The organism is Candidatus Omnitrophota bacterium (assembly GCA_021735655.1).
Lineage (GTDB): Bacteria > Omnitrophota > Gorgyraeia > Duberdicusellales > 4484-171 > JAHKAJ01.
In genome coordinates, this window is the sequence record JAIPGM010000001.1 from 145,292 (window position 1) to 170,429 (window position 25,138).

The window sequence follows — 25,138 nt, forward strand, 5'->3', positions numbered from 1 at the left end:
CTGTTAAATAGAAATTATCAGAAAGCAATTGCAATATTTGAGAGCTTAGACGTTTTTAAAGACGGTGACGCTTTGAGAGACTTGCTTTCTGGCTTCAGGGAAATGTATGAAAATAATTACGATTTCAGGTCACGTCTTCTAGAATGTTTCATCCATTTATATGAAACCCAGCGCCAGCAGTGGTCTAAGGCCGAAAGAACCTTAAGGGTAATCTATGAACAGCAGACAGCTGAGGAAGATTTATCTTTGCTGTGGGTGAGGAAAATTGCCGTTGATATTTGGTCTGAGATTGCAAGTAGAGAGATAAAACTTTCTGATGAACAAATGGTACCGGTTGAACAGGTAGGAGTTGATCTACAGGTAACTGAGGTCTGTTGCTATGAGTGTCCTTGGTGTTTATATCATCACACGCCAAAAGGCCCGGCCCGGAGAAACCTTCACCGTTTAAGCGAAGCCGAGGCCGTAGACATAGTCAGTCAGTTTATGGAGGCAGAAACCTTTTCTTTGGCGCCGTTTAGTTTCACCGGCGGGGAACCTTCAATGAATCGGAAAGTTTTATTTGCTGCTCTTGAGGCAGCTACCCGACGTCAGCAAGCTGGATTTATTAATGTATTTAGTAATGGTATTTGGGCTCGAGACGTAGAGGCTGCTGAGCGTATGCTAAACGCTCTTGCTGAGAAAGCAATCATCAGACTGGTTATCAATAGTGGGCTTTTGCCCGAAGGCCTTGAGCGGATTAAGCATATTGTTGACGCTTACGGCAGATTGGATAGTTCAATACAATACCGCATAGAACTTGGTATAGCCGTTCCTTTATTGGGCGATGAGATTATAACTTATCTTGAATCAGTGCGGCAAGCGCTTAAGGGAAAATTTCTTATTCAGCCGTCTAATGGCGCTATTACTGCCGTAGACATGTTTGAAATGTATCATTTAACAAATTGTAAGGTTGGTATTCAATTGTCTAATAGTCGTATTCTCATTATACATCCTGAATCGATTGCTATAAGTCATGCTAATAAGGGTCGCCTTGCTTTAAGAGAAAAGCAGATTGAAGCTTACCGGCTTAACCGCCCGGTTTGGTCGTCATGGCAAAGCAATGGGTCGCGCTATGTGCAATTTGTGGCGCAAAGTGACCTTTGGGTTTTAGCTAATCCTTTTTTCTGGGGCTATGGCAATCCTCGGCAGTGGAGTTTTGATTTTATGAATGTTAGTCAGCTACATGAAGCCTATCAGCGTGATCCGCTTTGGCAGATGCTTTCAACTGTGCCAGCCGAGGAGATTATAGAACAAATGCGGCAGCTTTTTGTCACAGTCCCTCAGGGCGTTGATCGTTGGTTATCTGGTCTTCATGCGGTCCATCCGATTGCTAGCAGTTTTGCCGCTGAACTTTTACAGGATTCGCGCGTGCGTTATTGGCTAAGAAGATGGCATAGTGGTGATTCAGTTAATGAGCCATATCCGGAGTTATTGATGCCGGAATTAAGTCAAAAACAAAATTCACCTAAATCAATTCCTTTGGATAACGGCCGAGTGCCTCTTGATAATGGTAAACCGTTCATGCAAAAGTTTAAACCTTCAGAAACTCTAGGCTATTCAGTGATTAACGGTCCTAGACATAGAGTGATGATTATTAATGTTTTGCCGCAAGATAAACAAGCTTCTTTAGAAACTCAAACTCAGAGCATAATTTCACAAGTAGATTCAGCCTTAGCTAGAGAGGGTTTTAATAATAGTGATGTGGTTAAACAGGATATGTTTTTACGTGATCCGAGCCAAAGACCCGAGGTTAAAGAAATGCTAGGTAATTATTATGGAAGGGCGCCTCCGGCAACCAGTTTTATTCATCAGCCGCCGATAACCGGTGAGCTAGCTGCTACTGAATTGATTGTCATTAAGGGGGAGGGGGTCCAAGTCTACCGAGTAAATAAATATGCAACCTTAATTAATGCTGACGGACTTTGGATGCTTTATGTGGCTGGAATTGAACCGGATGCTAATTTAACTGATACCTATCAGCAGGCCTATAATACTTTTTTAAAGTTACAGACTGTTTTAGAAGAAGTTAGGCTTGGCGCGGTAAGCTTTAAATTTGAAGATGTAATTAGAACCTGGCTTTTTGAACGTGAGATAGTTGGTTTTGATGATCAAGAAAAAACTCAAGAGAGATATCAAAAGCTTAATCAAGCCCGACGCGTTTTATTTGATACGGCTGATTCTGGATCAGGGGTTATTTTTGGCCGTCGTCTGCATTGTCCATCTTCTTGGCTTCTTTCCTGGCGAACGAGGATTGCTTTTTGGTTTTTAAAGTTTTCTTTTACTCATCGAATAAAGAAATTCGAAAAAATATTATTCAAATTAGCCCGAGTCAGGCCTCCGGCTTCAACCGGAATCGGTGCTTTGCCGGAATTTCAAGCCCAAGGAATAAACGTTGCCATTGGTCCGGCTTTTGTTTTTGAAGCTTTAGCTTTGTTCGCTGAAAGTAATCGAGGCGATGTTTTAATTCAGTTTATTGAAAACCCCGAACAAACTCCGGCTCATGCTTATTCCAAAAAAGTATTACCCAAGGGAGAAAAGAAAAAGAAAAAAGCTTCCCCGGCTTTTAGCCGTGGTATGGCTGTATTTATGGATTACATTTGGATAATCATTTCTGGAACAGCTTCAGTTAAAGGTGAAAAGGTAGTCTCTGTTGGTGATGTAAGAGGTCAAGCTGAGACCACGATTGATAATTTAAGATTAGTAGTTGGTCAGGCTGGAGCCCAGTTAAAAGATATACCGCAATTAAGAGTGTATATCAAGAATTGGCAGGATTATCAGACTGTAAGGTCGGTAGTTGAAAAGCATTTTCCCGATACTCCGGCCCTATATCTTTTGGCTGATGTCTGTCGGCCAGAGTGGTTAGTTGAAATTGAAGCCATGGCTTTTATTCCTCGAGAAGAAGGGGTTTCTAAGCCTTTAGACAATGGTAAAAATAGAATTCGGCAAGGTGAGATCTGGTCTCCTCACCGTGGCTGGCGGGATCCAGCTCCCTTGCCGGATTATATATCTGTTCCGCTCGACAATGGCAAAAGAACTCTAGATTCATTGCCAACCAGACTCAGGGTTTTCTTAAGACTTAATAATATTGATCCAGCTAAAACTTATTTATTTGCCATGAGCGGCGGTGATTGTGCCGGGCCAAATTCAGCTTATTATGGTGCAGTTAGAGAGGCTGATAAATATGGTTATAAAGTATTAGGGGTGTTGAATGGTTTTGAAGGGTTAGGGGCTAATCCGGATTTATTCGTTGATCAACTTATTTATATTACTTCCGAAGGCATTGAGCGATTAAAAGGAATGCCGAGTATTCATGTTGGGTCTTCTCGGGCTAAATTTAAGGATAAACGCGAAAATATTTTAGTTAATTGCGCTGCTTTTGCCGGAGTAATTTTTGTTGTTGGTGATGACCATTCTAAGCAAACCGGCGAGCTAGCTGAAAGCGGCATAGCAACTATAGCTATTCCCAAAACTATTGATTATGACTTTTTGGCGGAATCTTTAGGGTCACATAGTGCTATTTCTGAGGCCCGGCGACTTTACCTACGGGCTCATCGCATGGCCCAAGAGGATCATTTTGTTCAAGTTATTGAATTTATGGGACGTGATGCTGGCTGGCTAACCTTTTTGGCAGCTCAGCAGGTTGCTGGAGCTAACTTTATTCTTCTCCCGGAAAAAAGCGCTGGCTTTAAGGATGTTTTAATTAAAGCTTTGTCAGTTATTTTAGAGGAAGGTTATTTGACTATCGCTATGGCTGAAGGTTATAGCTTTAGAGATTTCCAGGAAAAAGATCGTATCTTTGGAGGGCCGCTGTTTTATAAATTCTTAGATATTATACCGTTTCTTAAGGCTAAATTTTATTCTAAAGGCCAAACCGATGTACATGGTAACCCCAAATTATCAGGAATAGCTGAGTACTTGTCTTTAGCTATTCGTTATTTGCCACGCTTGGCCAAGCATGATGCCGATATAAATAGGCTTTATCAAGCGATTAAACTTAAGTACCCACATTATTTTGGTACTGACTTGCGTTATAAGGCTAAGGGCGAGGTAATGCAGAATGTTCGTTTATCGATTTTAGGCTATATTTTAAGAGGCCTTCCTTCAGATGATTACGATACTAGATTGGGAGAGGCTTATGGAAGAGCCGCAGTTAGGTTACTTCAGGCCGGAAAAAGCGGTTTAGAAGTTACAATTAGTAAAACTTGTACTTTGCGTTCATCTAGTTGGTTAAGAGCTATTCTTAGGGGGGAAGGGGTGAAAGCTGTTCCAATAGTTGAGGTAGCCATAAAACAATATGTGGCTAAAAGCGATGATCCGGCTAAGGCGGCTATAGCTTTTCATCTTAGCGATAAGAAAATAGCTGAGGCCGGGGTTTGGTGGCAAGGCTCCCAAGAACTTATTACCCATAAAAGAGTAAGTCAGCTAGTCCGCGAAAAAGATTTAGGCCCGAGCCCGCGCGAACAGGCGCGCAGATCTCAATATAGCGCAGCTATTTCAGCAGCCATCCATACTACAACATCAATTTTCGGTTTTAGAAAGGTCGATGGTTTAGATTCAGATGATTTAGCTCTTTATGCTGGCGATCAAACTCCACGCGATAAGAGTTTGCTTCCGGGACATAAACAGTATTGCTTGGCTGAGACCAAAGGCAGTACCATGATTCTTTTAGCTAATCCTTTAGCGGAAGTTAGATCGCCTTATCTGCGTGATTTACTACTTGATATTTTAGGTAAGATGACTGAGCGTGTTAGTTTCATTGATGAAAGTACCCGAAGGCTTGTTCAACGTAAGATGCGTGGTTATGTTAATTTAGTAGTTTCCGATAAGTTTTTATTGAGAGATTTTACTGAATCGACAGATTTATTTTCAAAGCTCTTATCTTTAGATCCAGTATTAAAGGCTCGCTATGAGTTTAATCAGTATTTTTTCGATCACGGAACCCCGGGTTTTATGGAGCTAATGTGCACATTAGTTTCAGCAATTACTCACTTGCCACAACTAGCTCAAGGTGATCCAGAGTTAATTGATGCAGTTCAGAGACTTTATGCGAATCGACCAGAGGTGTTCGGTAAAGATCCTGAACGCAAAGGTGAACTTATCTTAAAAAGTTTACGCCTTAATATGCCCAATCAGGTTATCGGAAGGAAACCGACTCCTTTAAGAGAGGCTGACCTGCGACGTAGCGGAGTTTGGCTAGGTCGTCAAAAGCCGCTTGATAACGGAAAAGCAAAAGTAGTTTTAAAGCCAGGAAATATGGATTACCATTTAAGTGTGGCGCGGAATACTCATTTTAGCAATGCTGCTTCCAAAATTGTTCCTTGTTTTTTAGATAATTTAGCTAAGGCTCAAATCAAAGGAATGCATAAAGAAATTAGTGCGGTATTAGTCCATGACGATCAGGGGAATATTCCGATTTTTGCCTCGGCTGATCGGGCCAAGCTAGATGGTTTTGCAATTAATCATTCTTTGATTGCTCAGGCTTCTGGTATTCAAGTAGATAGAGGTTTTGCTCGAATTGTGCTCTTTTTTAGAGTTGAAGATGAAAAAGCCGATAGTGTAGCCATATTTCCTAATTCTTTTATAGATAAAACTGAGTTACTTAGTAAAGATTTAGACATAGCTTTTAGAGCCAAAGCTAAATTATTCGGTGATTTTTCAAAAATTGCTTTGTTAATTAAGGAAGTCTTTCTCCAGATGGGTTATACTCCAGAGTATATTGACACGATTTGGCTTTCTAATTTTGATGGCGGGGCTTTCGGGTTTAGTAATCCACGGAAAAAAGTTAAGACCTTTGGCGATGCTTTAGCTTTGATTGAGTTGATGACTACCTTAGAGACACAGATACCTTTAGATAATGGTCGTAAGACAAATGATGATCAAGCTAAATCAGAGGGTGTCAGCCGTCGCGATTTCGAGATTAGATCTCTTCTCGGTGGGCTTTGTGCCTTTTGTGGTGGAAGCTTGCCGGAGTTTGCCGGTGCTGCGGCTGGTTCAGCGGCAAGCCTATCGGAAATTCAAGCTAGACTTAAGGTAATGAAGTTATTTGAACAAGGAGTCAGAGATTTATTAATTAATGGAGGTATAGTTGCTCGGCCAGCTTTTATCAGTCCAGCTGAGTGGGGTATTTTGAATTTTGATCTTTACCGTTTTAATTTAGTCCAAGTTATGGATGATTGTGGTGGTTCTATGAATGCTGCCGAGCGGGTTGCTCAAGGGGTTAGAGACTTTGCCCAATACGTTAATGATCCGCGACTACAAAGATATTTTTCACAGCAAGCTCGAGAGAAATTAGTTCAGCAGAGAAAGGATAACAGCCAAATTAGAAGAGAAATAGCTGATATCAAGATTTTACTTGAAATAGCTCGAGACGCCTACCATCACATGAGTTCGCCGGTAGATTTACCGGGAATAGTTAAGCAATTAGAATTTGAGTTATTTCTTAAAAGAGGGCAAGTCGGTTTTAATTCGGCTAGTGTTAAGTTGGAAGCTTTGTTGGTAGATAAAAATGATGAGCCTTTGGATAACGGAAGAACTATTGACCAGCAAAAAACTATTCTAAGGGAGCAGGTACCGAGTCTTAGCGATAGAGCTCACTCAGCTAAACTCGCCGCAATTTATTCAAATCGTTTAAATGCTAAATTATCTGACAAAGGTTGGGGTATGCCCGGTGATCTTAGGTTAGTTAAGGGAATAACCCTAACCGTAAACAGAGTTATTGCTCCTTGTTATGAGCTGTTTTTAAATATTATGCGTCACGGAAGGGGTGGAGAATTTAAGGCGGATTATCGTCAAGGTTGGCTGGGTGAAAAAGAATTAACGGTTGTTGGTTTTGACCAGGGTTTGGGTATTGCTAATCCGGATCAGCTTTTCGCTGATAAGTTAGAGCTACTAGCTATTGCTGAAGATACAGCTGATTTAGACAAGAGGGAATTAAGTCGAGGAATTGTTCATATCGTGCTTGATCCGGACAGCGTGATGCTTGAAACCAGAGGCATAAGGTGGGCTAGGTCAATATTAGATGTTGAAGTTCGTTCAGGATTGTTTATGCCGGTAGTTACTTTGCAGCCGAGAGGCAAAAGTGAGGTTAATAAAGGTTTACGTTGGACTTTGGGATGGAAGAGGCAAGCCAGTCCTTTAGACAACGGCAGACAATCTCTGATTCCGGCTTTAGCTGCTGCTGAGCATATACCTTATGGAGAAGTAATCACAAAAATACTTGTAGTTTCAGGAATGATAATGATAGCTGTAGTAATGCTTAACTTTTTTTATATAGTAGTTCGTATACTAATTGTCGAAGTAAATGATTTGATAAAACGATCCAGAAAGAAAACTAAGCCTAAGGGTCTATCGGCCTATGCTCGTTCAATGGGATTATATTTTTTAAGACAAAGATCATCTGGCCTAGATAAATATTATGTCAAAGGGTCTTTCTCGCGTTTCTTTAGTGTAGATACTAATAAAAGAAAACCTAAATCTGGTCACGATAAACCGCTCGATAACGGAAAAGATAAAGACCAGAGTCCAGACAAGCGTATTCCGATAGCAAAATTATTACCACAGTTACTTAAACAATCCCAGGCTGAGCTGTCTCAAGGTCCGCCTCATACAATTAGCCAAACCAGTGAAATATTAATGCGAGTTGGCGAGCTAACAGTGTCACTTAGCTACCTAAGAAGACAGTTAGGTATATATTTAAGAGCTAATCCTTCAGTTGAGATAACTCATAATATTTCTTCCGGTGGTTCAGTTCGTAATCACAGTGGTTTACTCCCTGGAGAAACCTTAATTGAGGTAAGGACCGCTGGGCGACCGACTAGATTAGTAAAAGTAATTCGGGTTGGTAGTTTTGGTTCAGAGATTGGCCTAAAAAGTCCTAGGCTCAGAGAATGGATAAATTCCCGATATCAAGAGTTAGCTGAGTTTGTAAACTTGGGCGATGAGTTTGAATGGAGAACTAAGAATGGTAGGCCGCGTTTGCCCGGTGATTTGTATCCGGGTTATGAAATTTTAGGATATCGAATGCTTAAAGATGGAAGGACCAGCGCTGATTTTATATTTATTTTTGAAAGACAAAGCTCTAAGAAATTGAGAGGAGATGAAGGGTTAGTTAGATTAATGGTTTCTAATCCTAAGAACCTAAATCGACCGGTATACTTGGGAATGATTTGTCGCGATCCGAGATTTTTTGAATTAGCTGAGCGACTAACGACTGGTGTAACCCTTAGCGATATAGTAGCGACCCCTAAGGGTGAACCGCTTGATAACGGAAAGAATAACCCTTATTCTGATGCTGAAATCGAAGCTATGACTGCCCAGATAGCTCCTCAAGGTTTAGCTGAGTGGGATGAACAGATAGCGAGTTTAAGCTTAGCCGCTGAGAGTTTCTTGGAAACTGAAAAAGCAGTAAGAGATCATTTGGCGATGCTTAATCAACGCTTTGGTCCATTGGGAATTCGTTTCACTGCCACCCAGGTGGGTTTAGTTGCAATTATGAGTAAACCAGCAGATCTGGAACATAGTGATGCTTTACAGGAAGAGGTATTCCGTTACTATGAATTGGCTGAAGAAGCTAAACGGGCTCAAACTAACTGTCAGCAATGTCATAATAATTTATTAAATAGTTTTAGTGGTATTTTAGAACCGGCCATTAGTATGGCGGTTACCATCAGCCGGAGCCAAAATCGACCAGCTCAGTTTAATCAGCTTAGGAGTGCGATTATTGTTTCTCAAGAGCGTTGGCAGGCAGCTAAAGAAATTGAAAAAAGCTTAGCAGCTGTTGTTTTTGAGGGAGCATCTATCCATCTTCCGGAAACAATTCTTCCTCAAGGAGTAAGCTCTGAGGAAGCTGAGCGGTTGTTTAAAGATGTGTTCATCGATATTAAATCACCTTATCTAAGATTACGATTGATATCGCTTGATTTATACTTTTTATTGTTTCGTTTAGCTATCGGTACAATTGAACCAGTTCTTGGTTACAATCGGGCTTTAAGTTTAGCCCAGCGTGCGGCCACCCTTGAGAAACTTAACGAAAGACTTCTTCCAGAAAATCGCGGGGTTAGAGGAATACATCAGATTTTTGAATCAGCTAACGGCAATTTAGGTGAAATCAGAGCAATTATTGCTGAACGCCAAAGTCGGATAGTAGCAATTGATCAGCCAGCTGACTTATTAGCTTTAGATATTTTAGTTGCGCGAATTGAAGATGATTGTGTTTTAATGCAACGGGCTTTAAGTCTTGATAAAAGAGAAGCGCTACCGACTCTTGCACGTAGATTATTAAAATTAGCTGCTGATATTAAAGCACAGCGTCAAAGCACTCCGGTGGGTGCTGTATTCTCGGCACTTTTACCTAAGAACTCCCAGGGTAAACAGAAAGAATCACCGACTAAACAGAATGCTTTTATTGTTGTTACCATGAGTGCTAACCAAGCTCCGATGGTTCACATTACTAATAAGCCGGCTGGTTTGCTGGATAATGAAGTTGGTCGGATTGCCTTTAGAGCCCTTGATTGTTTTAGTTGGCAAGATTTAGAAATTAGTGAAGGGGTTGATCGACTTAATTTATTAGGCGCACTTGGTCCGCTTAGTTATGGAATAACTCGTGAGCTTCGTCAGAAAGGTCTATTTATGTTAACCGGCGAGATATACAATTTGTTAAAAACGATAAGAAATTTAGGCCGGGTTAAATTAATTATTCTTCCGAATCAAACAGCTCAACCTCAGGCAATACTTGATCTTGAGAGAACTTTAGAATTAGCTGATAGTCCTTTAGATAACGGCCGACCTTTGTCAGTTTATGAAGCAAATAAAAGGTTTTTTATGGCTTTGGGAGAATTAGTTCAGTGGCAACAAAGTTCACCAAAAAATTACTGGTTTAAAAATACTGACCAGTTTTTGCAAGACTTGGCTGGTTTTCGTGAAAGATTTGAGGAATTAGTTGGTCAACCTCAGCTTGGAGAATTTCCTCAGTCATTAACTTCTTTGCTTGAAACCAATGAGAGGGTGGTGGGTGTTTTTCGTTACCAGTTTTATGCCGAAATTGAAGAGTGGCGAGATGAAGTTCTAGCTGTTCTCACCAATTTAGAAGCCGATAGCGGATATCTGTTTGAGGCAGTAACCGAATTAAAAGAGTTAGTTTCAATACACAAAGATAGTATTCTTCATTTTCAAACCTTTATTGAGAATATAGCTAAAATTCAGAGTACTATAATTTCAGAGATAATGAGAAGGTTAATTCAAGTTGATGAGCGGCTCGATCAGTTACTTGAACAAATTGAACAAGAAGGTTCAGAAGTTAGCCAAATTTTAACTGAGCTATCTGAGGTATTTTCTGATATATATGGTTTACATTTTGAAGTTTGTATAACTACAGCTAGTCGTTATCTTACAAAAGGTAACGATTTAGTTAAGGAAATATTTCAATATTTTCTTGATAGATTAGATGAGGCGAAACCGCTTGATAATGGCCGAAGACCTAGGCGGCGTTCAGATAAAGGTGAAAGTAAGTGGGATATTTTAGATCGGTTTAGCCAAAAACTCAGAACTGTGGATACGGAAGTATTAGCGGACGTAGACCAACAAAGAAGCATTGGAGCTAAGAGAAGAATTTTAACTAGAATCGGTATAGATGAAGCTAGCCAATTAGACGGAGCTTTCTTGCTAGGCGCAGTTAGCAAAGCCTTAAAGCGCCAGGTTGGAAATTTAAGCCATGATTCAAGCCCGATTACCGTAACTGAGCCGCTTATTTATGCTGGAGTTGGTCGTTTTCTAATTTGCTATAAAGATGAAAATATTGACGATGGCCTAGCAGTTAAAATTGCTAGCAGCGAAGCTTCTTTGCGTAATGCTGATCTTTATTCTTTAAACGGAGTCCGCATCGCCATTAATCGTTTAGGCACAGGCTTAGCTGCCAGCACAATGATTATTGATGCCCGTTGGCCAGAGGTTAGGTCTTTTGTTTTTAACGTTATTGATCAAGCTGGACATCCTAGAAGGATTGAAACTCAAATCGCTATCGTCCAACAAAAAGTTTTACCGTTAATTGAGTATTTAAAACGTTTAGGTCGTCGAGGCTCTAAGGACCAAGATGTATTAAAGGCAATTACCTATGTTGATAAGTTTAAACAGCTTATAATTGCTATGTATAAACAAGGGGTTATTGATGATGATACTTTTAATATTGTGGGAAATTACGGGATATTAAAGGTTAATGATAGTATTGTAATTTTTGATCTCGGTGATCTTTCTGATTCAGCTGATCGAGCTGCAGGTTTTGTTAGAAATTTAGATAGCTACAACCAACAGATGTTTGAAGCCTTTTTAGAAATAGACGGTGTTTTCCTTGATGAACGGATTGCCGATTATTTTATAAATAACCCGTTAAAAAGAGAAGATTTTATTTCTGGCCAAGGAGATCTATTCGGATCCGAATACGATCGGGAAAGTTCAAGAATGGTTTTCCCTTACGATGAGGAAACAGTAAGGATGTGGGGGGTTCGGGCTTTTGATTTAGTAAGCCCCGATACAGAGGCTAGCCAGCAACCACTCAATAATGGAAAAGCTAGGACTATTTCTCGTTTTGAACAAGAAACTAGAACTGAGCCTTATCTTGTTCCTGAAGCTGAAGGCGTTGTATATCAAGCAGTGGCTAAATTTTTTAGAGCTAATGGAGATAGCCAGACATTTAGAGTTCTAGATCTTTTCAGTGGAGCCCATACCTATATACCGACCTTGAACCAAGTTCAGGTTGAAGAGTGTATTGGCGTAGGCATAAGGGCGCAAGAGTTAGAATTGAATCCTAACTTAAAAGGTAACCCTAGCTACTTAGTTTTAGATTTAAATCAGGATAAGTTGCCTGAGCAGTGGAATCAGCGTTTTGATTTAGTCTTAGTGGTTAACGGGGTAGCTTACGTTGAGGATCATTTCAGATTATTTGCTGAGGCTGCAACTGTGACTAGACTCGGTGGCAGATTATTAGTTGTTTTTACTACTGAAGCCTATTCTACCGAGATTTCAAAAACTTGGAAATATTTAGGTAGCGGTTCTTTAGGCCAGAGAAATAAAATTAGACATATTAGTGAATCAATAGCTAGAGTTCGCCAGTTTGGGCCTGTTGCCCATGGACATTTTACTTATACCATTCAACATGGCTTAGATATTTATGATAAGCCTTTAGAAATCATTACTGCGGTCAGAAAGAGTAGTGCTATTCCGCTCGATAACGGTAAAGTGCGTTTGCCGATAAGTCCTTTGAGGTTAGCTTCGTTAGTAATAGTTCCCTGGTTTGCTATCGGATTATCGATTTATTTTGGTGATTGGTACGTTGATACAGTTAAATCATCGGATTTAAACGCAATGTTAGTTAAAGGGTTTTTAGGTGGTCTAGCTTGTGGTTTTGGGATGTATGTAAAGCAGACAATTAGTGGCCAAACCCTGAGCCGTAAAAATTTCGGAAAGATACTTCGTTGGACTTTAGCCGGATCAATATATTTAGGTTTAATTGTTTTTGGTGCCTGGTATGGATTTTTGAAAGCTAATGTTCCCAGTGATGTTTGGAAGGTTATTTTAGATATAACTTTATTTTCAGCTTTCATCGGTTTACCGCTAAACTATTTAATTCAAAGATATATTGTTGACTATGACAGCTACCGTAAAAAAACAATTAAAAAGCATATTGTTAATTATCTACGTCTTTGGATTTTTAATGCCAGCTGGTGGGGATTTTGGTTAGGCCTTTCTTGGTCACTTTGGCCGGATAGTATCGACCTTATTGTGGCCAATGTAAGGATTATTTGGTCCGGCATATTTATTTATTATCTTAGTGAGTGGGTTGAATCTGGTTCAAGTAGTCTACAAGCGTCATCTAAACCACTCGATAACGGCCATCAACCGCGTAAAATTATTTGGATTAATTTTGGTGGTTGGCGCGGCTATTGGTTTGCGGCAACCGGCATTGAAACTTTAGCCGGTTTTATTGAGAAAAATTATTCCGGCGAGTTAGAGCAGGAAGTTTTTTATTATAACCCTAGCCAGATTACTCAATTTAGCGAGCATCTAAGTCAGGCCTCAGCTGATTTTATTTGTTTTTCAGTTAATCCGATGTATTTTGATTTGGCTATGGATTTTGCTCAAGAGATTCAAGCTAGTTTAGAGGCTTCACCTAACACGAGATTAGTTTTTGGTAACCGGGGAATATCTGGCAAGGAAGCAGCAATCCTAAAAGCTTTTCCTGAAGCTTTAGTAGTAACCAACGAAGGTGAAGAAGCTATGCTGGGAATTGTTAAAGGCGACGCCCGAGAGTCAATTCCTAATCTTTGGTATGTTGATCAAAACGGAGAAGCTAAATTTACTTATCCTCAGGTACTTTCGGCAGCTGATTACGTGGCTCCTTCTAAAAATATTCGCAAGATCAATGAACAGCCGCTTCCTTGGTATCAGGATGTTGGCTTTGTTGAGGGAACTCGTGATTGTTCAAAAGCTAGTTCGCGGCCTTGCACTTTTTGTGTGCATAGTTGTCGTCGAGCTCAGATACCAAAAAATCAATGGCGCTTGCTTAATGTTGCTGAGACTTTAAAGAGTATCGAGGCAGAAGTTAATTCCGGTAAAAGTACAATCAACATTGTAGCTGAAGATTTATTGGGTAGCGATCCAAAGCAAGTAGAACTTTTATTTTCCGGGATTAGGCAACTAAAGCGAAGCGGACGTATACCTAGGACAACTACCTTTTATGCTTCAATTATGACTTATCACATTTATCGTCGGGCTGATTCTTTATGGAGTAAATTTAAAAAGATATTGCGGCTTATCCGTATGCGCCGCCTCGGGTTTACTACGGTTTTTGTTGGTTTTGAGAGTGGTTCTGATCCTCAACTTAAGCGTTACAATAAGGCTGTATCGGCCTTTGAGACTAGAATGGCTATTCGGATATTGCTTTGGCTCGGGTTTCATATTGATGGTGGTTTTATTAATTTTGACCCTTTAATGAGCCTGGATGATTGCTTGACTAATGTAGCTTTCTTGCGTTTAGCTAAGGTGCCTAAATTATTATTGTTTCCGTTTAATCAGCTAATTGTATTTCCTAATACCGCTTATGCTAAGTTAGCTGGGAGACGCCAGCCGGAACCAGTTGTTCAAAGGCTACTTAACTGTATAGCTAGAGTTAATCAAGAGATACCTTATTTTCAGTTTGAGATATTCTTGCAACGTTTGCGCTTAGCTTATTTTGCCGGGACTGATAAGGCTAGTATTCGAGAATATGAACAAATTCTTTATCGTTATGGCAATCTTTGTTTAGATTTTATCGAACAGATTGTAGTAGCTCTAAAGAGAGGCGCAAGCGATTCTGAACTAGAGACTTTAACCGATCAATTCCTAAATAGACACAGGCAGTTTATTGATAATTTTTATATTTGGGCTCGGGTTAGGGCACCGGAGATGTTTGAGCGAACCATGTATGCGGTTCGGCCGCAATCCAGCGAAAGAGCCGGTTATGTGCCGGGTTTTAGTTTTTGCGATCTTGAGCAGTATGGTTCTTTAAATGTTCCTTCTGGCCCTGCGGAAAGTCTGATTGATATTGAGCCTTATGTTGACGATCGAATTCCTCAAGAAATACCCTTAGCAGTAGCCCAAGGCCAAGCGGCAATTGAAATCCATTGTGGATTAGTTGTTGACACTAATACTTTACTTGGGCAATGGCGAGCTCAAGGAGCCACAGTTAGTGAGCTTTCAGTAGGGGTGGCCAATCTTAAAGAAAGCTGGTATGTAGTAAATCGAGAAAGTGGTGTCACCTATGTTTTAAGACGAGTCCAAGGCAAGACTCGCCTTAATCATTATTTGGCGATGTTGAAATATTTGGGTGTGCCGCGTGAAAAAATATTTGTCCGAGATTTTAAAACTGCTTACCGAACTATTTATCAGAATAATTTAGCTGATTTAGCCGGCAAGCTCACCCAGTGTGTATTTAGTTTTAATCTCACTGAACGCTTGGAAGATCTTCAGGCAGTTTATCCGGCAGCAACCGTAAGGGAAGTTCAGGTTGATGGTTTTCATCATGCGGTTATTACCTTTAGCCGAGATAACCAAATTCTTTTAATTGATCTTAGTGATGCCTACGGAAGTCAAATTGCTCAAGTTCTTGACTTTGTAGTTAGCCCTCTCGAACAAGGTGGCTTAGCTATAGAAAGAGTTTTATTTTTAGGAGCCTGTGGAGCAGTAGCTGATAATATTGCTTTAAATGATGCAGTTATAATGCAGGGTTTAATTGATGATGATCCTCAGGCAGTTGGTTTTCCGGTTAACCAAGTTGACGCTGATCGACTTTTTAGCTATTTAAATTTAAGTTATGAAGATTTTAACGACATGATTCATACAGTAGGCGCTCGGGGAGCGCATTCTGAAGGTTTATGTTGTCAGACCACTGCTAATCTTGCTGATTGGCAAGCTCGCGGAGCTGATTTTGTTGAAATGGAGCTATTGCCTATTATTGAAGTATTAAGAAATTACTGGCATGTTCAGTTGGAAGTAATTCTCCAAGTTACCGATCTTTTAGGCCGTGAGAAAGAATATCAATTGGGTCAAGGGGTGCCAGCTGCCGCTGAAGCTAGGAGAGCAGCTCGTTTCCGAAAGGCGATTGCTTTATATTTAGTTGGTAATTTAAAGCCAAAAGTTACTGTAAATGCTAGTCGAAACTTTAGCCTTGACGCTGTTCCTTTGGATAACGGAAAAAGCGAAAAAACTAGTCCAATCGTGCGAGCTCCGCCTTTAGATAATGGCAAGCAAAGCAAATCTCACCCGGCAGTAATTAGCGAATATGAGGTTTCACGGTTTGTGGCTAAAATAGCTCAAACCCGTCGTCAGGAGATGAGGGTAAATATTCGCTCTAGCTTAGGCCTTGAGTCTTTTATTAGTTTAGTTAAGGGGGAGCGTCTTGAAGCCCTTAGAGAAAAAGTTATAAATTTACATCAATCCGGTGTTAGGAAGATAGTTTTGATGAACGCTACTGAATCTGGTGGTGGCGTTGCCGAGATGATGCATGATATTGTTTCAGTTATGTGCAGCGCTGGAATGGCTGCTGAGTGGGTTGTTATGGATGGCCACAGTGCTTTCTTTAATGTAACTGTGCATATTCATGAAGGACTTCAGTCGCCAGCCAAGGAAGATATTTCTTTAGAGGAAATAGCTTTGTTTGACGAAGCCAGTATCGGAAATTTTGAACGCCTTGAGCAGGATGGTTACTTTGATGGACTTGATTTATTTTTTGCCGAAGACCCTCAGATAGTCGGTCTAATACCATTGATCAGGGCTTTTTATCCAGAGGTTCATCTTGCTTGGCGTTGTCATATTGACACCTCTACTCCTAATCGTCAAATTGCCGAATTTGTTAGCGATATGGTTAGCGGCCGTCTTGATCCAGTACGGGATAAATTACTCTATGACTATCTTTTAAAGCGTTTAATGAGAGAGGGTATGATTGGAGCAGCAGTTGATTTTGAACAAATGATGCAGGCTAATTCCCTTTCGGTTAATCTTGCCCAAGTTGCGACTAGAAGATTGTTGGCCGATATAGCTATTTATCACACCGAAGAATTTGCTTTAGGATTACATCTCCAAACTAAAGGCGTGCCAACCTTTATTATGCCTCCGGCAATTAACCCTTTTAGTTATAAAAATATTCCCCTAGCTGATAATTTTATTCGGGCAACTATGGTTAAATATGGTTTAGATCCCAATAAATTTACGGTTGTTGAAATATCACGTTTCGATCCTTTTAAGGGGCCGCTGGAGGCCATTCAGGCTTTTGTGCGTTTATTTTTGGATAATCCGGGATTGCAGAATGATTTACAATTTGTTTATGCCGGAAATATGGCTGACGATAACCCTAAGGGAAAACGCGATTTTGAAAAGATCGATGCCTATTCTCGCTATCTTAGAAAGAAATTTCCTAAACTTAGGAAAGCCTTGTTTTTGCTCGGTCTTGGGAATAAACCCGGGACAGTAGCCTTAAATTGGGCCCAGAGACGCAGCTTGCGTGTTGGTGGTCAGTTTGCTCGGCCATTTTCTCGGAAAGAGATAGGTCGACTCAACGGTGTTGAGATAAATGCTCTTGAGGTTAATGCTTTACAGCAACAACTTGAGATGGAAAAAAGAGACGGTAGGTTAGTTATTTCTTTACCGCGTAAAATAGCAATACAGCCTTCATCAAAAGAAGGTTTTGGCTTAGTGGCGGCTGAGGCTACCGGAAAAGGTACTCTGGTTATCGCTTCTTTGATCGGTGGCCTTAAAGCGCAATTAAAGGATTTGCTTGCGCAAGCTTCTTGGTTGGGCATTAACTATACGCCGGAGGAAATTAGTCAATCTTTAGAGGTGTATGACTCAATGGATTCTGATCAGCATAGAGGTGTTGTTTTCGATGTGGCTTATTTGGAAAGAATTAATTTATATCAACGGCTTAATCAACGAGAATTCGTTTTGGGTTTAGCTACCTCTCTGCGGGTGGCTTACGAACTGGCTCATAAAAATCCAGATGTCTATCGAGAGCTCGGTTTAGCTGCACGTTGCCAGACTTTAGATAAGTTTATTACTCTAGCTAATGTTGAGAACCGCTTAGCCGCCGCTTCCTTGATTGTTGATAATCAGCAGCCCTTGGATAATGGTAAGCCAGAAGTTCCGATGCCTTCTTCTTATTGGATCGATCATAGCCTTCTTCATGAAATTGATAATGTTTGGGCTAACTTGGATTGGATTAATCCCGGGCCAAGTTTAAGCATAGCTCGCCAGATTGAGAAAAATTTTAAGCCAGCACAAGAGCCAGGTTTTTTAAGAGTTAGCATAGATGCCTTTGGTCCGCTTAACGGATTTAAAAATCAAGTATTAGCTGAACATGAGCAGTATTTTGATTCCGAGGTTTATAAAGATTATCGAGCTGGCATAATTCATGCTATTGATAATCTTTGGCAACACGGCGGAAAGTACGGTGCCTTATTTTTGATGGCTCAGCTTAGAGGACGAACCGTACGCTTTACTTATTGTTTGCTAGATCGCGGTGATGGTTTTATTAATGACGATTACAACCATGTTCGTTTAGAAGAAGCCGTTCAGGCACATAGAACATTTAAACGAGCCGGCAAGAATGGTATGGGCCTTTATTATATGGCGATAAAGCCGGATTATTTTTCAATCACCGCGGTTAATTGCTACCGGGCTGTTGCCACAACTCAAGCTCACTATTGGGAAACTGGCTACACTAAAGAATGGCCGTTTTGCCCGCAACAAACTCCGGTTAACAAGGGGGTGCGGGTGATTTCGGTAAAGGATGTAGCTTTAGGCCTTTTGCCATTTTCGAATATGCAGCCGTTAGATAATGGCCGTCGAACTGATGAAGAACGCCTGGATTTTATCGGATTTTTAGTTGAGTCATATTTAGAGGCTTTATTTACTTTCCGGAGGTTAAGAGCAAATAACAGCGAAGTAGCCGAGATGTATCTGCCAGCAATTTCCGAAACTGCCGTTAGAAAGAAACGAGCCAAATGGGTAGTTACAGCTGTTGAGGTTGCCCGTGAGGCATTTCAGGTTATGGCTCGAGCTGATTTTCGACATTCATCCGGCTTAACCATTCGTTCAATCTTTGATTCAATTTTGGCTTCTGGCGGTCGCAACCAAGCAGCTAATGATCTAGGAGTCGATCGCGCTAGCCTTACTCGCTGGATGCATAGCTTACCTAATGATTTATTAGGTGGGTTAGATCCAGAATTAGCAGTCTTCAAACAAAGAATCCTTGATTTATTTGATGAAAACAATACTCGACCCCTAGACAACGGTAAAGAAAATATAGATTTATTAGCGGTTACAGCAGTTAAAAGAGAGGACACCTCACCGTGGCTGGCGGGCCCTCTCTCTGCTGTAGCCCCTATATATATAGGTAAACAGCAGGGGCCGCTAGATAACGGCCGAGCGCCTTTGGATAATGGCCAGCCAGCTAACTTTTGGAAAGTTTTGCATTCTGGTATATACGTACTTCCGATATATTACACTCGACTTTTCGATACAGCTAAAGACGCAGGAATTGGAAAATATACTTATGTAGTGCCGTTTGTTCGTGATCATGTATTGTCTTTAGGCCATCAAGCGATACTTTTCTTACCGTTTTCTTTGCAGTTACCTTGGTCGCAATCTCCTTATGATGCGGCTGATTGGCGTTATTTTAATACTGATTATATTGATTGGGGGCTTATCCCTGAGGCTCAACCTTTTCTAGGTAAGTTCGATTATTACGGTCATTCACAGCGTAGCGTTGATTTTCGATCAATCCGGCCACGTGAATTATTAATCGGAAAGGCCGCCTTTCTTAATCTCAGAGACAATCGAGAAAAACAATACCGCCAGCGCTGGGAAGATTTTCAAAGGTTTGTTAACAATCAGCGAAGTAGAGGGCCGGAGTGGGATTTAACCCATCTTGGTCATTACCGGGCCTTCAATGATGTCTTGGGTAATGATTTTGGTTTATGGGTTCATGAAGGGATGTATTGCCCTAGGCAGGATACCCATCCAGATGTTATCAAGTACAACGTTGCTGAGCAAAATAAAAATATGCAATATTCAGATTTAATTCAGTTCTATCAATACCAGCAATGGATTGCTTTCGGCCAGGCTCGCGATATGCTTGAAGGTTTGCGCAATATTGGTGTCTTTTATCTTTTAGATAATCCTTTCTTTCATGCTAAGGGTGGTATTAATTTTTGGACCCAAAACATCATTTCAAGAGATAGGCATTATGAATTTTTTGATCGTTCACCCGGTGTACCCGGAATCGGTAGTGACCCTGAACAATTCTGGACATCTTTGGTTCCTTGGAATTGGCCTAGATTAAGAGAGTTGGACTATGAACCTTTCTTAAACCCTTATCATTATTATTTAGGTGATTTGGGCGCTCAGGGAGTTCGGGCTGATGCTATTCATTTTCTTTTTCCTTGGATTCATTGGGAACGCGGTCCTTATGCTGCTAATTTTCAGAGTTGGGAGTCCCCGGGTCATGATTTACTTTGGAGATTAGACAACGTTTTTAATTCTTATGGAGCTTTCAGGCTTGGCGAGTTACTTGGCCCGGGTTTTGAAAGTATTCAGAGAATGGGCTTTGATAATTATCACTGGCATTTCTATCGGATGTGGAAATGGGGTGGCGGACCTGATTTAAATCCGGGTTGGAACGCAAAAGCTTTAGAGTTACATGATGGGCCGCGGGTTTGTGTTGACCATGAACACGGGTTCTATCCTTATGCCGGACACGCTTATTTACGGCATCGTTTGGAGGGCCCGGGCGGTCTAAAAGAATTAAATAGTCGTTTCCTTTTAGGCAGTTCGGATATAGCTATGGTTTATGCCGGAGATGAAGTAGCCGACAACTGGTGGATAAATAACCCTAATCTGCCTGAGTGGATGATGGATCGTAATTGGGCCACTCGAATGCCAATGCAGGGCGATCAGGATTTTGATCTTTCAGTAGCCTTGTCCATGCTTGAGCATCGCCGTTGGATTGGCCAGCGTCTAATTGAGCGGACGCCTTTGGATAATGGTAAGCAAGAGTTTAATCATCTTAGCTTGGTTGAATCTAACGGTGAACAAAAGTTATACTCAGCCAGTAGTTTAGTAATATCTCAAAGGGGAGTCTATTTAAGCCCGACATCAACCGGGCCGAAAGAGGTAATTTCTCAGATTCAACTTAGCCCAAGCGGAATTAAAGTTTCCGGGGAGTTAACTAGCCAGGAGCCAAAATCCCGGCCAATAGATTATCGTCACTCTTATGAAATTAACTTTTATTTTGAAAAATTAGCTAAAGCCTATGGCCGCGGTTTGTTTGTCGGTATCAATGACGTACAGCTTTGGATTCGTCTTAGCCAGGCTTTGGGTGATTTTTTATGGGGCGTTTTGCGTCTTGAAACAGGGATTTTTGATATTCCCGATAGAAAATTACGACGCCTGGTGATTCAGGAAGCGCTTTATCATGAGGTGATGACTAGTGCCTTGGGGCTTTCAGTGGCTAATCGCGGCTTGCGTGAGTTTTTTGCAACCATTTTAAGTGTCAGCCATTTTTGCTATCTTAGCGAGATAGCTAAAGATCAGGATAAGCTTAATTATCGTTTAGGGATTCTGCAAGCTCTTGATCGGGGTTTAATCCAGATGAGTGATTCACTGGCTGGGCTATACCGTCAAATTGCCGAGTCTGGCAGTTTACCTGATCCAGCAACCTTGGTAAAAGCAGTTATAACCCATATTAATGAAGAAGAACGATACCATAGTGACCGGCGTTCATTTAGGGATTATGTTCGAACTAAGTCCGAGAATTTTAGCGGACGCTTTACAGTCGGAAATCTTACCCAGGCGGTATTAAATGATTCAGCTTTACAGTTAGAGTTACAGGCAGAGTGGACAAATTTCTTGGGATTTTTAGCTAATTCACAAACCGTAGCCCGTGCCTGGCAGCCGAAAATTAAATTTATAAGAGGTCCGCGGGGCATAAAGGTTATTAATCCCCAAGGCGTACCGGATCAAGGCGGCTATCAATTCCAGCTGCAAAGTTTCCGGGCAATTTTTGACTGTTTGGGTTTGCCTAATCCGCTTAGTGAGCCAGCTGCCCTAAATAGATATTTAGGTTTTCTGCCTGAGCCTCCTGAGTATGACTCCCAAGCCGTAAATTTACCGGAGTTAAACATCAGTCAAATTTTACCCGGAGTAGCTGTTGTTTATCCGGATAGTTTGGAAGCTAATCAATTAGCGGTAAGGCGAGCTTTGTATGAATTGATGAATTTTCGGGTTTGGAAGTTAGCCGTTGAAATACGTGGCGCCTTAGGTACAGAAGATGCTTTGTTTTTTGATCAGCATTGTCAGGTACATTCCTTTGTTGATGTAGCCCAAGGGTGGATGTTAGATTTAAATCCCCAAAGCCCGATAGTCTATGATGATGTTTTACCCGGCGGCCAAGCTTACGAAGCGCCGGAGCAGCCGGATTTAGCCGAACATGAGCGATTGCATCAAAAGGCTCAGGCAGTTTTTTCAAAAGTTTGGGCAATCACTATGAACAGGTTCTTGCGGGATCAGCGGATGTTTGGCGGTGAAGCCGTGGGTTTAGTTGGCTTTACTACAACCGTACCAATATTATATCGTTACATACAGCAATGTAAGCATTCTGAGCCGGAATACTCACTACAGCGACCTTTGAATAATGGCCTAGGCATACTTCAATATTTACAATCTTTACGTCGTAGCCAGGAAACCGAGGCTGCTAGAAGGGTTAGTCTAGACCAAGGCTTTGGGCAATTAAAAAGTTTATTAGTTGAAAAATTACAGTCGATTGATTCAACCACTTTAAGCATTGCAAATCTTGATCAGGCTTTGAATGAAGATAGCCAGGCGATATTTTTAACCTTAGAGCAATTAAGAGAGGCACGCTTTCAGGCTGAGAGCTTTCGTAATGGGCAGGTAAGTATGTGTGATCTTGCTAGCCTAGCTTTGGCCGCTGCCAGCGAAGAAGTTTTTGGCCAGAGACACTTAGTTAAAATAGTTGTTGGCTATTATCGGGTTGATGAGCAGCTATATAAAAAACATTATTGGGTTGTGATTGATGAAACATTGTTGATTGATATAACTTATGGTCAGTTTGATCCGGACCATCTCAATCGTATTTTAGTTGCTACAGTAGATGATTACTTGAGATTAAAATTAGAATATGGTACAGAGTTAGAGCCGCTTGATAATGGAAAACAAACTCAAGTTCAGCCTACTTGTTTAGAGGCTAGGTGGTGGAATAATTATTATCCCGGGGTTATCGAAGGAACTGGAATAAGGCCGACTGCCCGCTCACTTAGCTTTGAGCAGATCGAAGAAGTGGTTTGTCTATTACTTCTCGATCAAGCCGGCCAGGAATTGGTAGCTAAAATAATAAATAGAGAACTGCCCGATGTATATCCTTCGGTTCGAAGAACCGCTCTTAAAGCTATGGTCAGGTTCGATCATTACGAACTTTTTGGCCCGAAGATAATTACTTGTTTGCAGGATGTAGTCAGAGATGGAGCTGAGATGTATCAGCCTTTTGCTCTTTATGCTTTGGCTCAGACCCCGGCTTTTAATGGCCCGGTTGCCAATAGATTTGCCGAGGAAGCACTTAAGGGGACCCTTAAACCAAGCCCAAGAAAGCCTACCGCAGCCGAAAAAACTGCCTTACAGGAAGGGTTAGAGCCAAATACTCAAGCGATTAGATTTAAATCCCGGCTTGCTTCAGTTGAATATTTAAAAGGAGTTTTAGCTCAACGTCAAGGTTGGGCTCGGGTTTGCCTCGGAACAGTACCACATTTTAGTCGGGTTAGCAATCGCGCTTTAATCAATAAATTTGCTGCTCAGGTATTAGCAGCTGATAAAAAGCTTTCTTCTAGTTCAGCTCAGCGACGCCAGAAAGATAAGTCAGAATTTTGGGGTCTTGAGCAAGCTGAGTTTATTCATCCAGCTACTGGCCATGAAGCTTTGGTTGAGCTGGCCAATGATCCGGAGTTATCATCTAGTGATGAAAGTCCTTTGGTTGATCAAATACTACATCAGATGGAGGAATTAGGTTATGTGCCGATATTGCGACCCAGTAAATTTCAGCTTACTGAGCCAGCTCAAGGTCAGGAAGCTGAAATTGATCGCGAGGCGCTTTGGACCAAGGATGCTGTTTTGATGATTTCTACTAAATTCGGAATAGTTCCGGTTTCTTCAGCATTAGCCAATCTTAAGGGCGGTGAGTTCGTCAGTGGCTATGGTAAGCGCGGCAGCTTTATGATTATTCCGGCAGCCGCTCTAAATTCAAAACAGCAGCTATCTGATATAATTCCCGAGGTTCCGATTCATGTATTTCCTTCGGGATTTTTGGTGATCAATGATCAGGGCGTAATTCGTTTAAGAGGAACCTCGCATATTGACACTTCTTTAGGAGCAATTCCGATTATGGCCCGGCCAGAATCAGGCCAGTTGATGTTAATCGATCCTTTGTTGCATCAGGTTGCCCGTACACACCCTCGCTATCGCGATCACTATCAATCAGTAGTTCAAGAAGATGGAGTGCGTTTTATTGATGTGCCCGAGCCTGAACGTCATTTAAATCCTGCTAATTTTGGTATTCTTCCCGGTGGAGAAATATTTATGCCTTATGCGCCGCGGACTAAACAAGTTTTAATTGAGGCTGGGGTTAATGAGCAGTATATAATAATGTTACCAAGTGAATTTAATAAGTATTTACCAACCCTTCATGTTTTGGCGGGGAGTATTGGCTGTTTAGTGGCCCAAGCTTTTCATCCGGTTGAGAAGCGAGAGCCGCTCGACAATGGCCATGAAAAAGAAAAACGGCAAACTAGATCCCGAGCAATAGATATATCAACCAAAGGTGCTGAAGATTTATTGTTTACTGAGCTTCAAACAGGGAGTTTAGTTAGTTTAGTGGTTGATGGCCTTGAGTATTGGCTTAGCCTTGACCAGGGCGATGAAGTTTGGTTTGATTTATATCGGCCTAAAGATGATATCATTGGCTATATTTATTTTCGAAATGACGCAATGCCAGCCAGAAAAATAGCCAATTTTGGCGGCCCGAGCATTGTTCCGGCTTACCGGGGCAGGCATTTGTCGCGAGTTCTTTATTTTGTTTATTTTCGTTATCTTTGGCGCAATAATTATATCCCTGAAGAAGACTGTTTGACTATCGATGATCGATTGGCCCTAAAGCTTTATCATGAAGCTAAAAAGTTTTATTACGATCAAGACCATACCTTTACTCCGTTTCAGATTATTCCCCGAGCCGAAAAGACTAAAGCTGCAAAACCTTTAGATAATGGCCACGATATGGTTCAAAAACAATTATTTGAGTTAATTAAGCGTAAGTCAGATTCGATTAAAACTTTCTTAGAGCCGTTTGAAGCTTGCCTTGCTTACAATGGAGTGTTAGCTTTGCTGATTCGAGGAAGGCCTGACTTGAGCGTTAAATTTTTGCTTAAGAAGATTGGCTCGGCTGAGCATTGGTTTTTACTGGCTGAAACTGTTTTAGGAAATCATCAGTTTGTGGTTGATATTTCGCCGCAAGGAA

At 41.1% G+C, this 25,138-nt stretch carries 1 protein-coding gene (only partly in view); it reads left to right on the top strand.

Every position in this 25,138-nt window falls within one protein-coding gene, locus tag K9L86_00250, for a 4-alpha-glucanotransferase, read on the top strand. The gene is 137,664 nt long; 91,917 of those nucleotides lie to the left of the window and 20,609 to its right, leaving coding positions 91,918-117,055 in view (codon 30,640, complete, through codon 39,019, partial); the first codon wholly inside the window starts at window position 1. Both the start codon and the stop codon lie outside the window.